The organism is Methylobacterium sp. 391_Methyba4 (genome assembly GCF_029691625.1).
Lineage (GTDB): Bacteria > Pseudomonadota > Alphaproteobacteria > Rhizobiales > Beijerinckiaceae > Methylobacterium > Methylobacterium fujisawaense.
In genome coordinates this window covers 3,291,861-3,312,962 of record NZ_CP121475.1, presented here as the reverse complement: position 1 = coordinate 3,312,962, position 21,102 = coordinate 3,291,861, and the positions used below count along the sequence as shown (strand labels likewise).

General features: G+C 67.8%; 18 protein-coding genes. 11 read left to right on the top strand and 7 right to left on the bottom strand.

Features of this window, described 5'->3' with window-relative positions; all coding sequences use genetic code 11:
• Positions 1–194: 194 nt before the first annotated feature.
• From P9K36_RS15565 to recJ, 7 genes are all read left to right on the top strand, one after another.
• On the top strand, positions 195–2,066 hold the full coding sequence (locus P9K36_RS15565; protein WP_278305446.1) for a M3 family oligoendopeptidase: 1,872 nt from the start codon (positions 195–197) through the stop codon (positions 2,064–2,066).
• A gap of 106 nt (positions 2,067–2,172) precedes the next feature.
• Positions 2,173–3,534 carry an AarF/ABC1/UbiB kinase family protein gene (locus tag P9K36_RS15560; protein WP_043757960.1) on the top strand — a complete coding sequence of 454 codons (1,362 nt, stop codon included), beginning with the start codon at positions 2,173–2,175 and terminating at the stop codon, positions 3,532–3,534.
• Between the two features lie 122 nt (positions 3,535–3,656).
• Positions 3,657–3,950, top strand: coding sequence for an aa3-type cytochrome c oxidase subunit IV (locus tag P9K36_RS15555; protein WP_043357734.1), 294 nt, complete (start codon positions 3,657–3,659; stop codon positions 3,948–3,950).
• A gap of 207 nt (positions 3,951–4,157) precedes the next feature.
• A complete protein-coding gene (locus tag P9K36_RS15550; protein ID WP_043357735.1) occupies positions 4,158–5,375 on the top strand; it encodes a Re/Si-specific NAD(P)(+) transhydrogenase subunit alpha in 1,218 nt (405 codons plus the stop codon).
• A 24-nt stretch (positions 5,376–5,399) separates the two neighbouring features.
• Positions 5,400–5,855 carry a proton-translocating transhydrogenase family protein gene (locus tag P9K36_RS15545; RefSeq protein WP_043379880.1) on the top strand — a complete coding sequence of 152 codons (456 nt, stop codon included), beginning with the start codon at positions 5,400–5,402 and terminating at the stop codon, positions 5,853–5,855.
• 4 nt (positions 5,856–5,859) lie between these two features.
• Positions 5,860–7,257, top strand: coding sequence for an NAD(P)(+) transhydrogenase (Re/Si-specific) subunit beta (locus P9K36_RS15540; RefSeq protein ID WP_043357739.1), 1,398 nt, complete (start codon positions 5,860–5,862; stop codon positions 7,255–7,257).
• A 132-nt stretch (positions 7,258–7,389) separates the two neighbouring features.
• On the top strand, positions 7,390–9,207 hold the full coding sequence (gene recJ / locus P9K36_RS15535; RefSeq protein ID WP_083683471.1) for a single-stranded-DNA-specific exonuclease RecJ: 1,818 nt from the start codon (positions 7,390–7,392) through the stop codon (positions 9,205–9,207).
• 11 nt (positions 9,208–9,218) lie between these two features.
• Here the strand turns inward: recJ and P9K36_RS15530 are convergent, their stop codons facing one another.
• From P9K36_RS15530 to P9K36_RS15515, 4 genes are all read right to left on the bottom strand, one after another.
• A complete protein-coding gene (locus tag P9K36_RS15530) occupies positions 9,219–9,713 on the bottom strand; it encodes a CAP domain-containing protein (protein WP_043357743.1) in 495 nt (164 codons plus the stop codon).
• A 127-nt stretch (positions 9,714–9,840) separates the two neighbouring features.
• Positions 9,841–10,914 (bottom strand): HD domain-containing phosphohydrolase, encoded by a 1,074-nt coding sequence (locus P9K36_RS15525; RefSeq protein WP_043757952.1) that lies wholly within the window; start codon positions 10,912–10,914, stop codon positions 9,841–9,843.
• Between the two features lie 109 nt (positions 10,915–11,023).
• Positions 11,024–11,176, bottom strand: coding sequence for a hypothetical protein (locus tag P9K36_RS15520; RefSeq protein WP_164706380.1), 153 nt, complete (start codon positions 11,174–11,176; stop codon positions 11,024–11,026).
• Between the two features lie 414 nt (positions 11,177–11,590).
• Positions 11,591–12,283 carry a GntR family transcriptional regulator gene (locus P9K36_RS15515; RefSeq protein WP_043357745.1) on the bottom strand — a complete coding sequence of 231 codons (693 nt, stop codon included), beginning with the start codon at positions 12,281–12,283 and terminating at the stop codon, positions 11,591–11,593.
• 480 nt (positions 12,284–12,763) lie between these two features.
• Here P9K36_RS15515 and oxlT point away from each other — a divergent pair, with 480 nt between their 5' ends.
• Together oxlT and P9K36_RS15505 are read left to right on the top strand one after the other, a co-directional pair.
• The gene (oxlT, locus tag P9K36_RS15510) at positions 12,764–14,041 is read left to right on the top strand and encodes an oxalate/formate MFS antiporter (protein WP_043380816.1); all 1,278 of its coding nucleotides are present in this window, start codon (positions 12,764–12,766) and stop codon (positions 14,039–14,041) included.
• A gap of 100 nt (positions 14,042–14,141) precedes the next feature.
• The gene (locus P9K36_RS15505; protein WP_043757949.1) at positions 14,142–14,813 is read left to right on the top strand and encodes a class II aldolase/adducin family protein; all 672 of its coding nucleotides are present in this window, start codon (positions 14,142–14,144) and stop codon (positions 14,811–14,813) included.
• 75 nt (positions 14,814–14,888) lie between these two features.
• Here P9K36_RS15505 and P9K36_RS15500 read toward each other — a convergent pair whose 3' ends face one another.
• Entirely contained in the window at positions 14,889–15,821 is a 933-nt protein-coding gene (locus P9K36_RS15500) for a methionyl-tRNA formyltransferase (RefSeq protein WP_043757947.1), read from the bottom strand.
• A gap of 182 nt (positions 15,822–16,003) precedes the next feature.
• Complete coding sequence (gene frc, locus P9K36_RS15495; protein ID WP_043351422.1) at positions 16,004–17,281, bottom strand: formyl-CoA transferase; 1,278 nt, start codon at positions 17,279–17,281, stop codon at positions 16,004–16,006.
• A 447-nt stretch (positions 17,282–17,728) separates the two neighbouring features.
• On the opposite strand from frc, the gene P9K36_RS15490 reads away from it, so the two are divergent.
• Positions 17,729–18,007 carry a hypothetical protein gene (locus P9K36_RS15490; RefSeq protein WP_043380811.1) on the top strand — a complete coding sequence of 93 codons (279 nt, stop codon included), beginning with the start codon at positions 17,729–17,731 and terminating at the stop codon, positions 18,005–18,007.
• A gap of 5 nt (positions 18,008–18,012) precedes the next feature.
• Here the strand turns inward: P9K36_RS15490 and P9K36_RS15485 are convergent, their stop codons facing one another.
• Positions 18,013–18,771 carry a hypothetical protein gene (locus tag P9K36_RS15485; protein WP_236961373.1) on the bottom strand — a complete coding sequence of 253 codons (759 nt, stop codon included), beginning with the start codon at positions 18,769–18,771 and terminating at the stop codon, positions 18,013–18,015.
• Between the two features lie 430 nt (positions 18,772–19,201).
• Here P9K36_RS15485 and P9K36_RS15480 point away from each other — a divergent pair, with 430 nt between their 5' ends.
• Complete coding sequence (locus P9K36_RS15480; RefSeq protein WP_043757941.1) at positions 19,202–21,088, top strand: MHYT domain-containing protein; 1,887 nt, start codon at positions 19,202–19,204, stop codon at positions 21,086–21,088.
• Positions 21,089–21,102 lie beyond the last annotated feature (14 nt).

Below are 21,102 nucleotides of genomic sequence, written 5' to 3'. Positions count from 1 at the left end.
CACGGGCTCCGATTCGGCGACTGTTTCGTTTCGAGCCGTAGGGTGACCCACAGACGTAAAGTGGCGCTTAACGACGTTTGCATCGTGTCGACGACGATCGCGCGGGGCTTCGAACCGACACGCCGCGTTGAACGCGTGGCGGCACGCTCGATATCAGGGTACGGGGCCGCTGCCCTTAGAGAGGATTGCACGACATGATGCCGAGCCACGCCGCATCGCCGGTGACTGTCCGCCTGCCGGAGGGCGTGAGCGCCGCGCGCGCCGCCGCGAAGGCTGCCGACCTCGGCCATCTTCCGGAATGGGATTTGTCGGACCTCTATTCCGGCCTCGATGACCCCAAATTCTCCGGCGACATGACCCGGGCCGAGGAGGAGTGCCGCCGGTTCTCCGAACTCTATGCCGGCCGCATAGCCGAGCTCGCCGCGGGACCGGAGGCGTCCGCCCGACTGGCGGAGGCCGTGCGCACCTACGAGGGGATCGAGGACCTGCTGGGCAAGCTGATGTCCTTCGCGGGTCTCGTCTATTCCGGCGATACCACCGACGAGGCACGGGCCAAGTTCTACGGCGACACGCGCGAGCGCCTGACCAGCGCCTCCGCGGATCTCCTGTTCTTCGCCCTGGAGCTGAACCGCGTCGACGACGCGGCGATGAATGCCGCGATGGCGGAGGGGCCCCTCGCCCACTACGCGCCGTGGATCGAGGACCTGCGCAAGGAGAAGCCGCACCAGCTCGACGACCGGACCGAGAAGCTCTTCCTCGAGAAGTCGGTCACGTCGAACGCCGCCTGGGACCGTCTGTTCAACGAGACGATCGCCTCGCTGCGCTTCACCGTGCAGGGCGAGGAGATGCCGCTGGAGCCGACGCTCAACAAGCTCCAAGACCCGGACGGAGCCGTCCGCGAGGAGGCGGCCGGTGCGATCAGTGAGGTTCTGCGCGGGCAGTTGCGCGTCTTCACGCTGATCACCAACACGCTGGCGAAGGACAAGGAGATCTCCGATCGCTGGCGCGGCTTCAAGGACGTGGCGGACGCGCGCCACCTGTCGAACCGGGTCGAGCCCGAGGTGGTGGAAGCCCTCGTCGACGCCGTACGGGCGGCCTATCCGCGGCTCTCCCACCGCTACTACAAGCTGAAGGCGAAGTGGTTCGGGCAGGAGACGCTGCCCTATTGGGACCGGAACGCGCCTCTTCCGCGGGTCGAGCAGCGGACGATCCCCTGGACGGAGGCCCGCGACACGGTTCTCTCCGCCTACGACGCGTTCTCGCCGGAGATGGCGGGGATCGCGAAGCGCTTCTTCGATGAGCGTTGGATCGACGCGCCGACCCGTCCCGGCAAGGCGCCGGGCGCCTTCGCGCATCCGACCGTGCCGTCGGTTCACCCCTATGTCCTGGTGAACTACCAGGGCAAGCCGCGGGACGTGATGACGCTGGCGCACGAGCTCGGCCACGGCGTCCACCAGGTTCTCGCCGGGCCGAACGGCGCCCTGATGGCGCCGACCCCCCTGACGCTCGCGGAGACCGCCAGCGTGTTCGGCGAGATGCTGACCTTCCGCAGGCTCCTCGCCGCCACCACCGACACGAGCCAGCGCCGGGCCATGCTCGCCGCCAAGGTCGAGGACATGATCAACACGGTGGTGCGCCAGATCGCCTTCTACTCTTTCGAGCGGAAGGTGCATCTCGCCCGCGCGAAGGGCGAGCTGACCACCGATCAGATCAATGCCCTGTGGCTGTCCGTGCAGGCCGAGTCGCTCGGTCCGGCCATCACGCTGGATTCCGGCTACGAGCCGTTCTGGGCGTATATCCCCCACTTCATCCATTCGCCGTTCTATGTCTACGCCTACGCGTTCGGCGATTGCCTGGTGAACTCGCTCTACGGCGTCTACGCCCAGGCGGAGGAGGGCTTCGTGGAGCGCTACTTCGCGCTGCTCGCGGCAGGCGGCTCCAAGCCCTACGGCACGTTGCTTGCGCCGTTCGGGCTCGACGCGAAGGATCCGGGCTTCTGGCAGATCGGGCTCGGCATGATCGAAGGGATGATCGCCGAACTGGAAGGCATGGAAGGCCAGCCCTGACAGCGACGCCCCGGGGTGCCCCCCCCGCGGCGCAGGGCCCCACGCCCCTGGTTCACGCGGGGGCGCGGCTTATCTCCGGACCATCACACGACAAGCAGATCGAGAGATGGCCGAGACCGACCGCGAAGCCAACCGCTTCTCCGCCCGTGCCGGGCGCTACGCCAGCGTGGGCGCCAATGTCGGCGGCGTGGCCGCTCGCATGGCCATGGCACGGCTGTTCGGGAAGGAGGGCACGACCAACGCGGCCGCGCTCGCGCAGGCGCTGGGCGGGCTGAAAGGTCCGATCATGAAGGTGGCGCAGTTGCTGGCCACCGTCCCCGACCTCCTGCCCCCGGAATACGCCACCGAGTTGCAGAAGCTCCAGGCCGACGCGCCGCCGATGGGCGCGGCCTTCGTCCGGCGCCGGATGCAATCGGAACTCGGAGCCGGGTGGCAGAGCCGCTTCGGCAGCTTCGACCTCAAACCCGCAGCCGCCGCCTCGTTGGGCCAAGTGCACCGCGCAACCGCCCAGGATGGTGAACGGCTCGCCTGCAAGCTTCAGTATCCGGACATGCAATCGGCCGTGGAGGCCGACCTGAAGCAGCTGGAAGTCGCCTTCGCGCTGCATCGCCGGATGAACACGTGGCTCGACACCCGCGAGATCGCCAAGGAGATCGGCGCCCGGGTCCGCGAGGAACTCGACTACGAACGTGAGGCCAAGCACGCGGCACTCTACGGGGCCGTGCTGAAGGACATCGCGGCGGTGCGCGTGCCCCGGGTCTTTCCGGACCTCTCCACCAAGCGCCTCCTGACGCTCGGCTGGCTCGACGGAGACAAGATCCTGGGCTTCGCCGACGAGCCGGTGGAGGTGCGCAACCGGATCGCCCAGGCGATGTTCAAGGCGTGGTGGCACCCGTTCAGCCGCGCGGCCGTGATCCACGGCGATCCGCATCTCGGCAATTACACCGTCTTTTCAGAAGGCGGCGAGGCCGCGGGCATCAACCTGCTCGATTACGGCTGCGTCCGCATCTTCCATCCGCGATTCGTGGGCGGTGTCGTGGATCTGTATCGCGGCCTCTTGGAGAACGACGAGGCCCGCATCGTCCACGCCTACGAGGTGTGGGGCTTCAAGGACCTCGACAAGGAGAAGATCGAGATCCTGAATATCTGGGCCCGGTTCATCTACGGCCCCCTGCTGGAGGATCGGACCCGCACAGTCGCGGACGGGGTGAAGCCCGGAGAATATGGCCGGCGGCAGGCCTTCCAGGTCCACCAGGCGCTGAAGGAGCGCGGACCCGTGACCGTTCCGCAGGAATTCGTCTTCATGGACCGCGCCGCCGTCGGCCTCGGCGCGGTGTTTCTCCACCTCAGGTCGGAACTCAACTACCACCGGTTGTTCGAGGCCGAGATCGAACATTTCTCGCTGGACGAATTGTCGGATCGCCAGGGCCGGGCCCTTGCCGAGGCGGGATTGCCGGAACCGGTCTGATCGGGATCGAAGATCCACCGAGAGAGCGATCAACTTGCGTGCGTCCGATTGCGGCAGATAAACGCTTGAGCTACATCCGACCCTGACCGCAAGAAGTCGCGTCTTAGGGAAACGAGCGCACGATGGCCGAGAGTGACACGGTGGCCGGGCACACCTACAGCCCGGCGATGGACGCGAGGACTCACGAACAGACCTATCGCGGGTTCGTCCGGTTCGTCGAAATTGCCACCGGCGTCGTGATTTGCTGGGTCTTGGCCCTTGCGATCGGCGGAATCCGCGAGGCGTGGCTGCTGGCCATCGTCGGCGTGATCGTCGCTGGAGCGGCAGGAGCCGTCGGTGCCCTGGCGCCGGCCGTCGGCTGGCGTGCGCCGCTGGTCGTGGGCATCCTCCTCGTCCTCTACCTGTTCTTCGCCTGAAGCGAGGCCCGAGCGGCCGGTTCGCTGGCTGCCTCGGATGAGGAGCTCGCTCGCATTCGCCGAGCGGGCCGCTGACGCATTGTTGGCAATTAAATTGAGCACAAGTTACATTCCGGCCGCTTCCAACGCGGTATCGTAGATCCGCCTCTCGAAAAGCGTCGCCGGTTCGCGCATTCGAAGGCCGAGCTTTTCCAGGGGAACCCTCGCATGCGCATTGCTGTGCTGTCCGAGACGGACTCCGCGGAGCCGCGCGTCGCCGCGGTTCCTGAGACCGTCAAGAAGTTCATTTCGCTCGGTGCCGATGTCGTGGTGCAGTCCGGTGCGGGCAAGAGAGCCGGCATCCTCGACAGCGAGTACGAGGCGGCCGGCGCCAGCATCGCTGGCAGCGCGGCCGACGCCGCCGGTGACGCCGATCTCGTGCTCAAGGTCCGCCGACCGAGCGCCGAAGAGCTGCCGCAGCTGAAGCGCGGCGCCACCGTGATCGCGATCATGGACCCCTACGGAAACGAGGCGGCCCTGAAGGCGATGGCCGAGGCCGGCGTCGACGGTTTCGCCATGGAGCTGATGCCCCGAATCACCCGGGCCCAGGTGATGGACGTGCTGTCCTCGCAGGCGAACCTCGCCGGCTACCGCGCGGTCGTCGACGGTGCCGCCGAGTACGGGCGGGCGATGCCCATGATGATGACCGCCGCCGGCACGGTACCGGCCGCCCGCGTCTTCGTGATGGGCGTCGGCGTGGCCGGTCTCCAGGCCATCGCGACCGCCCGCCGCCTCGGCGCGGTGGTCACGGCCACCGACGTCCGGCCCGCCACCAAGGAACAGGTCGAATCACTCGGCGCCAAGTTCGTGGCCGTCGAGGACGACGAGTTCAAGCAGGCCGAGACCGCGGGCGGCTACGCCAAGGAGATGTCGGCCGAATACCAGAAGAAGCAGGCGGAGCTGGTCAAGGGCCACATCGCCAAGCAGGACATCGTCATCACCACGGCGCTGATCCCCGGACGCCCGGCTCCCAAGCTGGTGTCCGAGGAGATGGTGGCCTCGATGAAGCCGGGTTCGGTCCTGGTGGATCTCGCGGTGGAGCGTGGCGGCAACGTCGCCGGCGCCAAGGCCGGTGAGGTCGTCACCAACGACCGCGGTGTGAAGATCGTCGGCCACGTCAACGTTCCGGGGCGCCTCGCCGCGACAGCCTCGAGCCTCTATGCGCGCAATCTCTACGCCTTCGTCGAGACCCTGATCGACAAGGACTCGAAAGCGCTCGCCATCAACTGGGACGACGAGCTGGTGAAGGCCACGAACCTCACCCGCGGCGGTTCGGTCGTCCACGCATCCTTCCAGCCCAAGACCGAGGGAGCGACCTCGGAAGCCGCGTCCGTGGGGCTCGCCAAGCCGGAGACCGGCACGGCCGCTCCGGCCGGCGCACAGTGAAGCCCGGCCGAGAGGAGTAGCAGAATGGCAACCGTCATCGTCCCTCCCGATCAGGCAGCCGATCAGGCCCGCGTGCTGGCCGACGCCGCGCGCGCGGCGGCCGCGGTGGCCCGCAACGCCGCCGACCAGGCACAGGCCATCGCCGACGGCATGGGCCACGGGCTCAGTGCCGCGACCGGCGGCGCCGTGGATCCCACGGTGTTCCGGCTCGCGATCTTCGTGCTGGCGATCTTCGTCGGCTACTACGTGGTCTGGTCGGTGACGCCGGCGCTCCACACGCCGCTCATGTCGGTCACCAACGCGATCTCGTCGGTGATCATCGTCGGCGCGATCCTGGCGGTCGGCGTTCCCCTGATCGAGAAGGGCACCGGACTGGCCCGGTTCTTCGGCTTCATCGGCATCGTGCTCGCCAGCGTGAACATCTTCGGGGGCTTCCTCGTCACGCAGCGCATGCTCGGCATGTACAAGAAGAAGGGCTGAGCCGGTGTCTGAGAACGTCTCCTCCCTCCTCTATATCGTCGCCGGCGTCCTGTTCATCATGGCGCTGCGGGGGCTCTCGCACCCTACCACCTCCCGGCAGGGCAACCTGTACGGCATGGTCGGCATGGGTCTCGCGATCCTCACCACGCTGGTCGGCCACCCGCCGGCCGGGTTCGGCGCCTGGATCCTCGTGCTCCTCGGCCTCGGCATCGGCGGCGGCGCCGGCGCGGTGATCGCCAAGCGCGTGCCGATGACCGCGATGCCGCAGCTTGTGGCCGCCTTCCACTCGCTGGTCGGTCTCGCCGCGGTCTTCGTGGCGGCCGGCGCGCTCTACGCGCCGCAGGCCTTCGGCATCATCGAGAACGGCCACTTCCACAAGCAGTCGCTGTTCGAGATGGGCCTGGGCGTCGCCATCGGTGCCATCACGTTCACCGGCTCGGTGATCGCCTTCGCCAAGCTCGACGGACGCATGTCCGGCAAGCCGATCATGCTGCCCCAGCGCCACCTCATCAACGCGCTGCTGGCCGCCGGCCTCGTCCTGCTCATCGCCCTGTTCATCGGCACCGAGTCCAAGGCGATCTTCTGGCTGATCGTCATCGCCGCGCTGGTCCTCGGCGGCCTGATCATCATCCCGATCGGCGGCGCCGACATGCCGGTGGTCGTGTCGATGCTGAACTCCTACTCGGGCTGGGCGGCAGCCGGCATCGGCTTCACCCTGGGCAACCTCGCGCTGATCATCACCGGCTCGCTGGTGGGCTCCTCGGGTGCGATCCTGTCCTACATCATGTGCCATGCGATGAACCGGTCGTTCATCTCGGTCATCCTGGGCGGCTTCGGCGGCGACACCGCGGCGGCCGGCACGGGCCAGGTCGAGACGCGCCCCGTGAAGCAGGGCTCCGCCGACGACGCCGCCTACATCATGAAGAATGCCGAGCGGGTCATCATCGTCCCGGGCTACGGCATGGCGGTCGCCCAGGCGCAGCACTCGCTCCGCGAGATGGCCGACATGCTCAAGAAGGAGGGCGTCGACGTGAAGTACGCCATCCATCCGGTGGCGGGGCGCATGCCGGGCCACATGAACGTGCTGCTCGCCGAGGCGAACGTGCCCTACGACGAGGTGTTCGAGCTGGAGGACATCAACGGCGAGTTCCCGCAGGCGGACGTCGCCTTCGTGATCGGCGCCAACGACGTCACCAATCCGGCGGCCAAGACCGATAAGGCTTCGCCGATCTACGGAATGCCGATCCTCGATGTGGAGAAGGCCAAGACCGTGCTGTTCATCAAGCGCGGCATGGGCTCCGGCTATGCGGGCGTCGAGAACGAGGTGTTCTTCCGGGACAACACCATGATGCTGTTCGGCGATGCCAAGAAGGTCGTCGACAGCATCCTGAAGTCGCTCTGAGGCCCGGGTCTCGGACGGATTTCCGGGGCGGGCAGCGATGCCCGCCCTTTTTCGTTGCGGCAGCGCGCGTTCGCCGACGCTGTTGCGGCGGTGCGCAAGATTCCGCGGCCCACCCGGTGTAGGGTGGCATCCGTGTCATCCGCCCCGCTCTCCGTCGATCCGCCGCCCTTCCTGGGGGTCGCCGCCTCCATCACCGGCCGGCGCTGGCAGGAGCGCTGTGGCGGCGCGGCGGTCCAGAATCACATCGCCAAGATGGTTCAGGCCCACGGCCTGCCGGAATTGCTCGCCCGTGTGCTGGCAGGGCGCGGGATCGGTCCGGAGGCCGCGCCGCGCCACCTTGCGCCGCGTCTGCGCGACCTGATGCCGGACCCGAATACGCTGCTCGATATGGACGCCGCCGTCCGCCGCCTGGTCCGGGCCGTGCGCCGCGGCGAGACCGTGGCGGTCTTCGGCGACTACGACGTGGACGGCGCTGCGAGCGCGGCCCTGCTCGCCGGCTACCTGCGCGGTGTGGGCCTGAGGGCTCCGATCCACATCCCCGATCGGATCACCGAGGGCTACGGCCCCAACATCGCTGCGATCACCGCATTGGCGGCGGACGGCGCGACGCTTCTGGTCTGCGTCGATTGCGGCACGAGCGGCCACGCGCCTCTGGAAGAAGCCGAGAAATCGGGCCTCGACGTGATCGTCCTCGACCATCATGCGGCCTCCGAGGTGCTGCCGCCGGCCCGCGCCGTGGTCAATCCCAACCGCCTCGACGACCTGTCGGGCCTCGGCCATCTCTGTGCCGCCGGGATCGTGTTCCTCACCCTGGTGGCACTGAACCGTGCCCTGCGGCTGGAGGGCTTCTTCGGGCCGGACCGCCCCGAACCGCAGCTCACCGACGCCCTCGACCTCGTAGCGCTGGCGACCGTGGCCGACGTCGTGCCCCTCACCGGTCTCAACCGGGCCTTCGTGACGCAGGGCCTGACGGTGATGCGCCATCGCGGCCGCATCGGCCTGGCGGCCCTGCTGGACGCGGCCTCGCTGAGCGAACCGCCGGAATCGTGGCATCTCGGCTTCGTCCTCGGGCCGCGCATCAATGCCGGTGGCCGCATCGGCGATTCGGCCCTCGGTGCCCGGCTTCTGACGACGGCGGACCCGAACGAAGCGGCCCGGATCGCCGCCGACCTCGATCGCCTCAATCGCGAGCGTCAGGCGATCGAGGCGCAGGCCGTCTCCGAGGCCGAGGCCGAGATGGACCGTGCCCTGACGCTCGACCCGACCCGCACCGTGCTGGTCACGGCCAGTCCTGAGTGGCATCCCGGCATCGTCGGACTCATCGCGTCGCGCCTGAAGGAACGGTTCAACCGCCCGGCCTTCGCCTTCGCGATCCGACCCGACGGCAGCGCCACCGGCTCGGGTCGCTCGATCCCGGGGTCAGATCTCGGGCTTGCGGTGCGCGCCTGCGTCGAGGCCGGGATCGCCCTCAAGGGGGGCGGACACGCCATGGCGGCCGGCGTCACCGTACGGACCGACGACATCCCCCGCTTCGAGGCGCATCTCGTCATGCTGCTGGGGGCGAGCGTGACCGTGGCGCGGGCGGCCGACGCCCTGCTGATCGACGGCGGACTCAGCGCCGGGGGCGCTACCGCGGAAACGGTCCGGCTGCTCCAGCAGGCCGGACCGTTCGGACAGGGCGCGCCGGAGCCGATCTTCGCCCTCGGGCGCCATCGCCTGGTCGATGCCGGCGTGGTCGGGTCGAGCCATGTCAGGGCTCGCCTGCGCAGCCGCGACGGACAGGCGGTGGGCGCCATCTGCTTCCGTGCCGCCGAGCGCCCCCTCGGCCTCGCGCTGCTGAACGGGATCGGTCGGGAACTGCACGTGGCCGGAACGCTGTCCTGCGACCGCTGGCGCGGGGCCGAGCGGGCCCAGCTCCGGATCGTCGATCTGGCGCCGGTGGACCCCTGAGAGCCGCTGCGTCAGGTTCCTGCCATGACAAGGGCCCAGAACCGCTTGTAGCGCGTGGTCGGCGCATCCACGCGGGCGATCCCGATCCTGCGGATCTGCGGCAGCAGCATATTCTTGTTGTGCTCGGGGCTCGCCTTCCAGCGGGCGAGCACCTGCTCGAGGGTCTCGGAGCCGGCACTGAGATTCTCCGCCGCCCAGGCTTTCGCCAGACCGACGGAGGCCATGCGCGACGTGAAGCTGCCGCCGATCTCGTGGCTGAGCTGGCCGTGGCGCGCGTTGTTGCCGGCCTGGAAGGCCGCCGCCTTCACGAGAACCGGATCGACCACGACGGGGCTCAGGCCGTTCTGAACCCGGTAGGCCGAAATCGCGGCCGCGGCCGCGACCTCGTCGAGCACGGCTGTGTGCGTCGCATTCTCAACGGACGCATCCGGCATGACGGAGACGCCGCCGCATGCGGTGAGGCTCATCAGAAGGGCGGCGGCGAGGGCGAACTTGAATTTCGGCACGGTCCGGACGGCGATCGGTGACAGACACCCGCCTCCCTCCAGGGCGGTTGCGGCGAAAGCGCGGCACGCGGCGCGCCCGCACGATGCCGCACTCGCGCGTGGCACGCGCGCCACGCACCCGGCGTGATCACGCCGCCAGGGACATGCCGGCCAGCATCGAGGGTGCGAAGGCGCGGAGGAGATCCAGGTCCAGATGACCGGTGCCGCCGACCATCGTCGCCAGGGCGTCGGCGGGGGTCGCCGATTGCCGATACGTGCGCCGCTCGGTCAGGGCCGAGAACACGTCGCAGATCGTCACGATGCGCACGAGGTCCGAGATGGCCGAGCCGGCCAGGCCGTCGGGGTAACCTTTGCCGTCCAGGCGCTCGTGGTGATGCCGGACCACATCGATGATTGCCGCCTCGAACTCACCCTGAGCGACCAGAAGGTCGGCGCCGATATCGGGATGGCGCTGCATGAGCCGCATCTCCTCAGGATTGAGCGGCCCCGGCTTGTTGAGGATCTCGACCGGAATGCGCGACTTGCCGATGTCGTGCAGCAGCGCAGATCGAACCAGTCGCGCGAGGTCGGTCCGATTGAGGCCGATCTGAGCGCCGAAGGTCGCGGCGTGTCCGGCGACGCCGAGCGTGTGCTGATAGACGCCGATCTCGTGGCGCCAGACTTCGGCGAGCCACGTCCCGATGCCGACCTCGGAAACGGCAGCGAGGACCAGCTCGGTTCCCCGGTCCACGTCGGCACGCCGGAGTCGGGCGCCGAGGGCGGCGCTGTCGAACAGATCCGCGACGATTGCGGTGGCACCCGTGACGCGCTCCGCGAGCTGTCGCCGACGCGCCTCGGCCGAGCGCGTCGCCTCCTCGATCATGGCGAAGACATTCGCCAGGACGATCTGGCGCGGTGCCGCGGCGGGGAGCTGGCGGAGGTTGGACGCCCCCGCCATGGGCTCGCCGCGTACGAGAACCAGGAGCGGGAGTGACGGCGTGTACCGGTCGAGAGTGGTCCGCAACGATGCAGCTTGGACCGGTGGAAGATCCAGAACCACGAGGTGGGGCCGCTCGGCCGGGATCGGCGCGCCCGGCGAGAGCGCCCGGCAATCCATCACCAGCGCGATCGCGCGCTCAAGGGCTCTCTGCTCGGATGGGCGATCCGAAATCAGAAGGACGTAGGGGCCGTCCGAGAATCGCGATGCGGCGCCGAGGGCCAACGCGGTCGCTCCTCGCCCGCAGGGTCAACGATCCATTTACCCTACGCGCAAGTTTTGAGGAAAGCGTTAACCGTGCTCGGCGCCCTCACCGAAACATCGACGGATCCCGTCAGGCCAGCTTGGCGGAGGCGACGTCGCCGGTCGGTGCGACGGTCGAACGACCGGACGTGCCCTCGGAGCTCAGAAAGTCGGCGAACTTCACGGTCAGCAGCGCCTGGCAAACGGCGAAAGCGACAAAGATGGCGAGGAAGCTGGCGATCATCGGACTCTCCAGGGCGGCCGGGCACCGCGATATGTTGCGGTGCGAGAGATGTCATGCCGCCCCGCAAACTGGTATGCCAGATAACGAATACCGTTCATGCGGCCTATGCATGGAAGGCGGAGATGCGACCGCATTCCGCACAGAAGCCGCACATCGCATGCGCCACGCTCGCAGTTGAGAGTGGCGCACAGAGACTTCGCGCCTTTCAAAATTTTTGCAGTGCGGCAACGCTTGCGCGCGATTTAATTTGTACCAAGCACTCGGTCGGGGTTCAGACCACCGGGTCGGTCGGTGCTGTCGCAGCCGAAGCGCACGACCGTGCGGCCCTCGCCGACGATTCCCGATGCGGTCGGCAAAGTGGTCGGCGAGGCTTTGTCGGTCGAAACGGACCCTGTGGGACGGTCTCGACGCCGATCAGTCCAGGTAGTCGCCGTAGGTGTCGACGTGCTGAGCCAGCCCGAGGCCATGCTCGCGCACGAGACGCTCGGCCAGGTCGGCATCTCGCGCTTCCAGAGCCGAGATGATGGCGACGTGCTCCCGGATCGAACGCTCGGCCCGGTCGCCCTGCCGGAGCGCCGTGCTGCGGATGCCCCGCACATGCATCAGAAGATTACTGGTCAGATCGGCAATCGCATCGCAGTGTCCCAGAGCGATGATGCGTTGATGGAAGCGGATGTTCGCGTCCGAGTACTCATCGATGTGCTCTGAGGGCTGTCCTTCGAAGAATTCCGGGAAGGACTCCCGCAGGGCGCGAAGCTGGGCATCGGTGGCGCGGGTGCAGGCGAGGCGAGCCGCCATGCTTTCCAGCGCCGTCCAGGCGTGGATCATGCTGACGATCTCGCGCTTGTTCTTCTTGATCACGAAGACACCGCGCCGCGCCTCGGACCGGACGAAGCCTTCCTGCTCCAGAACCGTCAGCGCCTCGCGCACGGGCGTCCGGCTGACGCCGAGATCCTGCGACAGCTTCCGCTCGTCGAGGCGGACCTCGTCCGGACGTCCGTAGATGTCCATGTTGGTGATGGCTGTCTTGAGCGCCTCGTAGGCCAAGGTCCGGAGACTGGAGCTGGCGACGATGGGCTTCACGCTCAGCGGTTCGGAATTCGACATCCCTCGTCCAGTCAGCTCACACGTATGATGTCTCGCACGCATTCTCTGTCGTGCGCTCCCAAGCGGACTAACCCAAACCTTGGCCAGATCCTAGTCAATTGCGGGGCGGCCCCACAGACCTGTGACCTTTGCCGACTTTTCGCCTCGCGGAAGTTGTGCAGGCGCGGCTCCCCATCCGCCATTTTGGCCGCACGTTCGGCCGATCGGTTTTAATCCCGGCGCCAAAACGTGTATTTTTATGCCGGTTCGATTGACAGCCTGGAGGGATACCAGCACCATCTTGCTGGCATACCGTCGACCATCAGTCCCGCGCTGCTGAGTCCAATGCGGATGCTGGAGTACTTGAGACTTTATTTGCCTGCGGGCCAAGAATTTTTCGAAGAATCCCGGTCATCTTGTTCTGCCAAGCTGGGCCGCGGCAGGGCATACAGCCGGTCTGAGCACAGACCCCAACAATAATACTGCCAAGGAGGGATGGGTATGTCCGAGATCGTCAAACCGGCGGGGCGTGGCCGATGGCTGCAACTCGCCTTCGGCGTGGTCTGCATGTGCATGATCGCCAACATGCAGTACGGTTGGACCTTCTTCGTGAACCCGATGCAGGAGCGGCACGGCTGGGATCGCGCGGCGATCCAGGTGGCGTTCACGCTGTTCGTCGTCACCGAGACGTGGCTGGTCCCGATCGAGGGCTGGTTTGTCGACAAGTATGGCCCGCGGATCGTCACGCTGTTCGGCGGCCTGCTCTGCGGCATCGCCTGGGTGATCAACTCCTACGCCGACTCGCTCACCGTCCTGTACATCGCGGCCGCGATCGGCGGCACCGGCGCCGGTGCGGTCTACGGAACCTGCGTCGGCAATTCGCTGAAGTGGTTTCCCGACCGACGCGGCCTCGCCGCGGGCATCACCGCGATGGGCTTCGGCGCGGGCTCGGCCCTGACCGTCGTGCCGATCCAGGCCATGATCAAGTCGCAGGGCTACGAGGCGGCGTTCTTCTACTTCGGTATCGGGCAGGGCGTCATCGTGATGCTCATCGCCCTGTTCCTGCGGTCGCCCGCGAAGGGGCAGGTTCCGGAGATCGCCCGGGTCAGCCAGTCGAAGCGCGACTACAAGCCCTCCGAGATGGTCCGCACGCCGATCTTCTGGGTCATGTACGCGATGTTCGTCATGATGGCGGCCGGCGGCCTGATGGCGACCGCGCAGCTCGGCCCGATCGCCAAGGACTTCAAGATCGCCGACGTTCCGGTCTCGCTGCTCGGGATCACGCTGCCGGCGCTGACCTTCGCGGCCACGCTCGACCGGGTGCTCAACGGCGTGACGCGTCCGTTCTTCGGCTGGGTCTCCGACCATATCGGCCGCGAGAACACGATGTTCCTGTCCTTCGCGATCGAAGGCCTGGGCATCTACGCGCTCAGCCAGTTCGGCCAGAACCCGATCGCCTTCGTGCTTCTGACCGGTCTCGTGTTCTTTGCCTGGGGTGAGATCTACTCCCTGTTCCCGGCGACCTGCGGAGACACGTTCGGCTCGAAATACGCCGCCACCAATGCCGGTCTGCTCTATACGGCCAAGGGCACGGCGGCGCTGATCGTCCCCTATACCAGCGTGCTCACGACCATGACCGGGAGCTGGCACGCGGTGTTCCTGGCGGCAGCGGCCCTCAACATCGTCGCGGCTCTGCTGGCGCTCTTCGTCCTGAAGCCGATGCGGGCCGCCTATACCAAGAAGCGCGAAGCGAGCCTCGCGCCGGTCCTGGCCCAGTAGCGCGGTCCAGGCGACACGAACCGACGAGAATGAGCCCGGCGCCGTCTTTACGGCGCCGGGCTTCCTGCATACCGGGGACCGGGCTTTCCGGAGATCGGGCATGGACAGGGACGAGCGGATCGCGCGGGAGAGCGTCGTGGCGGCGGCACGGGCGCTCGACGCCCAGGGGCTGAACCGCGGGACGTCGGGGAACGTCTCGGTGCGGTTCCGCGATGGGCTCCTGATCACACCCTCCGGCATGCCCACCGACAGGACGGGACCGGACGATGTGGTCCCGATGGCATTCGACGGCACCCACCCGCCGGATCAGAAGCCCTCTTCGGAATGGCGCTTCCATCGGGACATCCTGGTGTCCCGTCCGGAATTCGGTGCGGTGGTCCACGCACATCCGGTCTACTGCACCGCTTTCGCCATGTGCGGTCAGGCGATACCGGCGATCCATTACATGATCGCCGCCTTCGGAGGCCCGAGCGTGCGCTGCGCGCCGTATGCGCCCTATGGCACCGCTGAACTCTCGGACCTGGCCCTGACGGCGCTGGCCGATCGCAACGTCTGCCTCCTCGCCAACCACGGCATGATCGCGGCCGGCACCGATCTGGAGAAGGCCCTCTGGCTCGCCGTCGAGCTGGAAACCCTCTGCCAGCAATACGCCGTCGCCCGGCAGATCGGGACGCCGATCGTCCTGTCCGATGAAGAGATCGGCATCACCGTCGAGCGCTTTCGCGGCTATGGGCTGAATGCGGCGGGGAGCACAGGCTCAACGACCGCGTAGCCGAGAGGCCCCGCGGGATCGGTCGGGCGCCGCGCCGTCTAAGGTCGGATGCTCTCCGCCGCCGGCGCGGGCATCCTATCGCCCGAGCACCTGCCCGACCGCCAGCCCGACCTCCTGGGCAAATGCGGCGGCCGTGATCTTCTTGCCGCCCTCCGCCTTGACCTTGCGGATCTCGATCCGGCCGCCCTGCGCGCAGACGCTGAACCCCGCGTCGTCGATGGCGATCACCTCGCCGGGCTTACCCACGACATCGGCGAGCTTACGGACCCGATGCAGGGTGGAATCGAAGATCTGGAGCTTCTTGCCGTCGAGCGTCGTCCAGGCGCCCGGCGCCGGATTGGCCGCGCGGATCAGGTTGTAGATCTGCTCGGCATGAGCGGACCAGTGGATCTCCGCCTCCGCCCCCCGGAACCAGCCCTCGTAGCTGGCGGCGTCCTCATCCTGGTCGATCTCGACATGCTCTCCCGCAACGACGAGATCGGCCGCCTCGAGCATCGCCTCGACGCCCATCGGGAACAGGTTGTCGAAGTAGACGTCGCCCAGCGTCGCATCGGCGCCGATCGGGCAGGTCTTCTGCAGGATCACCGGCCCTTCATCGAGCCCGTCGGTGGGCCGGAAGATCGTGAGGCCGGTCTGCAGCTCGCCGCGGGCGATCGGCCAGTTGATCGAGGACGGGCCGCGATACCGCGGCAGCAGGCTCGGATGATACTGGATGGTGCCGTGCTTCGGGATGTTGACGAAGCTCTGGGGCGCGAATTGCAGCACGTAGGCCATGATGCCGATGTCGGCATCGAGCCCGCGCATCGCGGCCTCGGCCTCGGGACTCTTCAGGCTGGGGAACTGGAAGACCGTCAACCCCTTCTCGACCGCCGCGGTCTTGAGGACGTCCGGCTTGGCGCCGGGCTTCTCGGGCGCGCAGAACACCGCGGCGACCTCATCGCCTCGCTTGAGGAACGCCTCCAGGACCGCCTTGCCGAAATCCTGTTGGCCGATGAAGGCGATGCGCATGCAATCTCCTGGGCTTCGACCGGGCCCATGGCGGCCCGGGAAAGGGACGGTCGGAGCGCGGGGCGCGGCGGCGAACGGTCGTGCCCCGTTGGTCGGACGGCGTCATCCGAAGTCCGGGACGGTGCGGCCCCGGACACGACGGCGGCGAACCCAGGCCGGAGCCCGGGATCGCCGCACGCCGCTCACTCTGCGGCGATCTTCTGAACGACGCCGATCGCGCCGGACTCGGAGATTTCACCGACCTCGGCCTCGGAATAGCCCAGCACGCTGCGCAAGATCTCCTCGGTATGCTCACCGAGCAGCGGGGAGCGCTTCACGTCGCTCGGGCTCGCCGACAGCTTGATGGGATTGCCCACCGTCAGGTACTTGCCGCGCGTCGGATGGTCGACCTCCACGATCGTGCCGGTCTTCCGCAGCGACTCGTCCTCGGCGATCTCCTTCATGGACAGGATCGGGCCGCAGGGGATGTCGTACTTGTTCAGCGTGTCCATCACCTCGAACTTGGACACCTTCATCGTCCACGCCTCGATCCGCGTGAAGATCTCGTTGAGATGCGGCAGTCGGGCCTTCGGCGTGGCGTAGTTCGGGTCGGTCTTCCAGCTCGGCTCGCCGATGATGTCGCAGATCGGCTCCCACACGGCGGCCTGGGTGATCACGTAGATGTAGGCGTTCGGATCCTGCTCCCAGCCCTTGCAGCGCAGGATGCGGCCCGGCTGACCGCCGCCAGAATCGTTGCCGGCGCGCGGGGTCGCCTCGCCGAACGGGATGCCTTCACCGAACTGGCTGTATTCCTTCAGCGGCCCGTGCTCGAGCCTCTGCTGATCGCGCAGCTTCACCCGGCACAGGTTGAGCACGCCGTCCTGCATCGCGCAGTCGACCTTCTGGCCGAGGCCGCTCTGGGTCCGGTGATACAGCGCCGTGACGATGCCGAGCGCGAGGTGCAGACCCGTTCCGGAATCACCGATCTGCGCCCCCGTCACCATCGGGATACCGTCCCGGAAGCCCGTGGTCGAGGCCGAGCCGCCGGCGCATTGCGCGACGTTCTCGTAGACTTTGCAGTCCTCGTAGCGGCCGGGACCGAAGCCCTTCACGGAGGCTAGGATCATGCGCGGGTTGGCCTCGTGGATCTTCTCCCAGGTGAGGCCCATGCGGGCGAGCGCGCCGGGTGCGAAGTTCTCGACCAGGACGTCGCATTCCTTGATGAGGCGCCAGAGGACCTCCTTGCCCTTCGGATTCTTCGAATCCAGCGTGATCGAGCGCTTGTTGTGGTTCAGCATCGTGAAATAGAGGCTGTCCACGTCAGGAATGTCCTGAAGCTGCTGACGCGTGGCGTCGCCGACGCCCGGCCGTTCCACCTTGATGACGTCTGCACCGAACCAAGCCAGGAGCTGCGTGCAGGTCGGGCCGGATTGAACGTGGGTGAAGTCCAGGATGCGGACGCCTTCGAGGGCCTTGGTCATGATCGGTCTCGGAGCTGGAGTCGGATTCGGGAATGTCGGAGGGCGGCTCAGGCCGCGCGGAATGCCGGCATGCTGCCTGCACGGGTCGGTGACGGGCAACGCGCGACGCCGGGGCAGGGACCTCTCATCCTCGAACGGATCATGTCTGCTATCCCTCCCAATGCGCGGTCTCGTCGTGTCGCGACACCGTCACTCGGACCCTGGGTGACGAGTCCTCGAATTTGTATACCACATGCCATTCGCCGGATGCGAGTGCCGATTGTGGATCGGGCCTGTGGCGGCCCGTGACGAAGCGTAAGCCGGCCAGCCGCGGCGCTCAACAGACAGCTTGCAGCCTCGGACCAGGTGGGAGCGCCCCTTGGCATTCGCGGCCGGGCGGTCCATGATTTCGCCAAAATTGGCCCGCCGCCGCGGGATTAAAGTCGCAACGCTGCACGAGGAACGCCCATGCTCGCCAGCACCAGCCTGATCAAATCCTCCTGGATCGCCGTCGACGTCGCCCGAGACCGCGCCGAGCGCGTCCTCGTCGTGGAGACCTACATCGCGGTCAGTCCGCTCGAGCCGAACTACGATGCCGCGCAGTACGAGCGTGTCCTGGCCTGCGTCCAGAACGTGCTCAAGTCGCACCCGGAGATCGACCGCGCGTCGATCCTGAGCATGCACCGCGGTTCGGGATGCACGGCGCTGTTCCGAGACCAGTCCGCCAAGCAGTCCGCCGCCGCCTGAGGGTCTCAACCCTCTCCGTCTTCGGCTGGCCGGGAGAGATCCGGCGGGTCCAGGGCGACGCGCGCCGCGTGAAACCACCAGAGCGGTATGTCGCGGTTGGCCTGGGCCAGTTCCGAGGCCCAGCCTTCCTTCGGCATCACGTCGGCGCGGTCGGCGAACAGGCGCAACGCCGCCTCCGCGCGCTCCCTGCGGCACCGTTCCGCGATGGCCCGGCGCTCGGCCTCGGCGCGCGCATCCGTCTGCTCGATGAGGCGGCGGGTCGCGAGATCGTCGGCATCGAAGGCGAATTGCTGCCAGAACGCCTCCGCCTCCCGGGCAACGTCGCGCTCGCGGCGGAGCGTGGCGAGCGCTCCCTCGGCCGCCTCCCGGGCCGCTTCGGCCGTTTCAGCGCGCGCGAGAAGACGGTTGTTGGCCTCCAGAAGCTCGCGCTCCCGCTCCGGCGACATCCGCTGCCGACGCAGCACCCGCAACTCCTCCTCGTCGGCGAGGCGGCTCAGAAGCCATTCGGCGAGCGGGCCGTCGGCAAGGGCGTCGGCGGAGCGGCGATAGCGCTCGCGCAGACCCGGGTGACGGATCTCGAAATCCGCGGCCTCCCAGCCCGCGCACGCCTCGCCCGCCGGCCGGTCGTGATCGTAAAGGGTCCGCGCCAGGGCGTCGCGCAGGTCGTCCGGAAGTCGTGCCGCAGCGTGTCCGTTCATGAACCTGCATTCGCGATGAGCGATCGACGGAACTCTAGAACGCGCGCGCGCGACCGATGAGGCCATCGCGGTCTGGCGAACGCGGATTTTTCTACGCAGTCTATGGGCGCGCCGGCGGCGGCGCCCAGGATCGTTCGGGGCCCGGCCGTCGGCTTGCCCGGATGGGGCCCGCATCTGGGCTCCCCCTCCACCGCGAACCCGCGTCGGGGCGGCGGATCTTCGGCTCGGGCGGGGCCACGATGGATCGTCGCTCCTCCTGCTTGCCGCAACCTGTCGGGACAGGCCGAAGGCCGCCGCGCGGGACAATGCGCGATCGCCGCGGCGACGGGAAGGCCCGGGCTTCCGCCACGTCGCGCCAGCCGCAGCCGACCGGCAGGTCGGCCCCGCGCTCACGATCCTGGCTGCGGGAGACCACGGGGCCTTCGATTCCCGATGGCGCGCTTCAAGGGCTCAGGATACATCCCGATCTGCGCGCTCCACACGTCGATCCCAGTCGATGGTCCATACAGGCTACAATCCGGCGCTCGTCGCCCTGTCGATCGGCCTCTCCGTCTTTGCGTCCTACACAGCGCTGGATCTGGGCAGTCGCATCCGAGGGCCCGTCGCGGCGGACCCCCGCTGGCCGTGGATCACCGGCGCTGCGCTCGCCATGGGCGGCGGCATCTGGTCGATGCATTTCGTCGGCATGTTGGCCTTCGAAACCGGCATGCCCACCACCTACGACATCGGCCTGACCCTCCTCTCCCTCGCGATCGCCGTCGCGGCCACCGGCGCCGGCTTTCTGTGGGTGGAGCGGACCGGGGAGGGGCTCGGCAGCATCCTCGTGGCGGGCGTGCTGATGGGCCTGGGGGTTGCCGGCATGCACTACACCGGCATGGCGGCGCTTCGGATCCCCGGCGACCTTTCCTACAATCAGCCCATGGTCGCGCTCTCGGTGGCGATCGCCGTGACCGCGGCGACCGCGGCCTTGTGGCTCTCATTTCACCAGCACGGCGTCTGGCAGAAGCTTGTCGCGGCCTGCGTCATGGGGGTTGCCGTGGCCGGCATGCACTACACCGGCATGGCCGCCGCGACGATCACCGTCGATGAAGGCGGCACCCACGCCGCCCATGCGATGACGAGCGTACAGGGCCAGCAGAATCTCGCGCTCTACGTCGCCGGCGCGACCTTCCTCATCCTGTTCCTGGCGATCCTCGCCTCGTCCCTGGACCAGCAGCGGGTGCAACGCGAATTGCTGGCGAGCGAGGCACGGTTTCGAGCCGCGGTGCAGGCCGTGCGTGGCGTCCTGTGGACCAACGATGCCGAAGGCCGGATGCTCGGCGACCAGCCCGGCTGGAGCGCGATCACCGGCCAGACGCGGGCGGAGTACCAGGGCTACGGCTGGGCCGACGCGGTGCATCCGGACGACGTGCAGGCCTCCATCGAGAGCTGGAACGCAACCGTCCGAGCGCGACAAACCTATGTCCACGAACACCGGGTCCGGTCCCGCGACGGATCATGGCGACATTTCGCGATCCGCGCCATTCCGGTGCTCGATGCACGCGGCGCGATCCGGGAATGGGTCGGCGTCCATACGGACATCACCGAACAGAGGCAGGCCGAAGCCGACTTGCGCGAGTCCAACGAGGAGATCCAGCGCTACGCCTATATCGTGAGCCATGACCTGCGCGCGCCGCTCGTCAACGTCATGGGGTTCACCAGCGAGCTGGAGGCGACCCGGACCGAGATCCAGGCGGCCCTTCGCGGGCACCCGGAGGCGGAGCGGCTCGACGGCGATCTCGCCGAGGCGCTCGGCTTCATCAAGGCGGCGGTGAACCGGATGGAAGGGCTGATCGCCGCCATCCTGAAGCTCTCCCGAGAAGGGCGGCGGCAATTCTCCCCCGAGCGCCTCGACATGACGAATCTGCTGCGCGACGTGGCGGACGCTCAGAGGCACCAGACGGAGGCCACGGGCGCCACCGTGACGATCGCCCCCGACCTGCCGACGATCGTCGCCGATCGCGTGGCCGTCGAGCAGGTCTTCGGGAACCTGCTGGACAACGCCGTGAAGTATCTCGACCCCGGCCGGCCGGGACGCGTGACCGTGACCGCCACGGCCGTCGGAGACCGGCGGGTTTGTTTCTCCGTCGCCGATAACGGCCGGGGGATCGCCGCACGGGATCATGCCCGCGTCTTCGAACTCTTCCGACGCTCCGGCCTGCAGGATCGCCCGGGCGATGGGATAGGCCTGGCCCATGTCAAAGCCCTGGTGCGCTCGTTCGGCGGCCGGATCGAGGTCCGTTCGGAACTCGGCGTCGGCACGACGTTCGACGTGACCTTGCCCCGCGCTCCGGCTACAGCGGTCCAGATAGACCCCGAACCGGCGCCCATCGCCGCCGAATGAGCGTGGAGCCCGCC

What these genes read in the sequence shown, in the direction of transcription:
- P9K36_RS15565 (WP_278305446.1), top strand. Translation starts at nt 195, where the DNA reads ATGATGCCGAGCCACGCCGCATCGCCGGTGACTGTCCGCCTGCCGGAG.
- P9K36_RS15560 (WP_043757960.1), top strand. Translation starts at nt 2,173, where the DNA reads ATGGCCGAGACCGACCGCGAAGCCAACCGCTTCTCCGCCCGTGCCGGG.
- P9K36_RS15555 (WP_043357734.1), top strand. Translation starts at nt 3,657, where the DNA reads ATGGCCGAGAGTGACACGGTGGCCGGGCACACCTACAGCCCGGCGATG.
- P9K36_RS15550 (WP_043357735.1), top strand. Translation starts at nt 4,158, where the DNA reads ATGCGCATTGCTGTGCTGTCCGAGACGGACTCCGCGGAGCCGCGCGTC.
- P9K36_RS15545 (WP_043379880.1), top strand. Translation starts at nt 5,400, where the DNA reads ATGGCAACCGTCATCGTCCCTCCCGATCAGGCAGCCGATCAGGCCCGC.
- P9K36_RS15520 (WP_164706380.1), bottom strand. Translation starts at nt 11,176, where the DNA reads ATGATCGCCAGCTTCCTCGCCATCTTTGTCGCTTTCGCCGTTTGCCAG.
- P9K36_RS15515 (WP_043357745.1), bottom strand. Translation starts at nt 12,283, where the DNA reads ATGTCGAATTCCGAACCGCTGAGCGTGAAGCCCATCGTCGCCAGCTCC.
- oxlT (WP_043380816.1), top strand. Translation starts at nt 12,764, where the DNA reads ATGTCCGAGATCGTCAAACCGGCGGGGCGTGGCCGATGGCTGCAACTC.
- P9K36_RS15505 (WP_043757949.1), top strand. Translation starts at nt 14,142, where the DNA reads ATGGACAGGGACGAGCGGATCGCGCGGGAGAGCGTCGTGGCGGCGGCA.
- P9K36_RS15500 (WP_043757947.1), bottom strand. Translation starts at nt 15,821, where the DNA reads ATGCGCATCGCCTTCATCGGCCAACAGGATTTCGGCAAGGCGGTCCTG.
- frc (WP_043351422.1), bottom strand. Translation starts at nt 17,281, where the DNA reads ATGACCAAGGCCCTCGAAGGCGTCCGCATCCTGGACTTCACCCACGTT.
- P9K36_RS15490 (WP_043380811.1), top strand. Translation starts at nt 17,729, where the DNA reads ATGCTCGCCAGCACCAGCCTGATCAAATCCTCCTGGATCGCCGTCGAC.
- P9K36_RS15485 (WP_236961373.1), bottom strand. Translation starts at nt 18,771, where the DNA reads ATGGCCTCATCGGTCGCGCGCGCGCGTTCTAGAGTTCCGTCGATCGCT.
- P9K36_RS15480 (WP_043757941.1), top strand. Translation starts at nt 19,202, where the DNA reads ATGGTCCATACAGGCTACAATCCGGCGCTCGTCGCCCTGTCGATCGGC.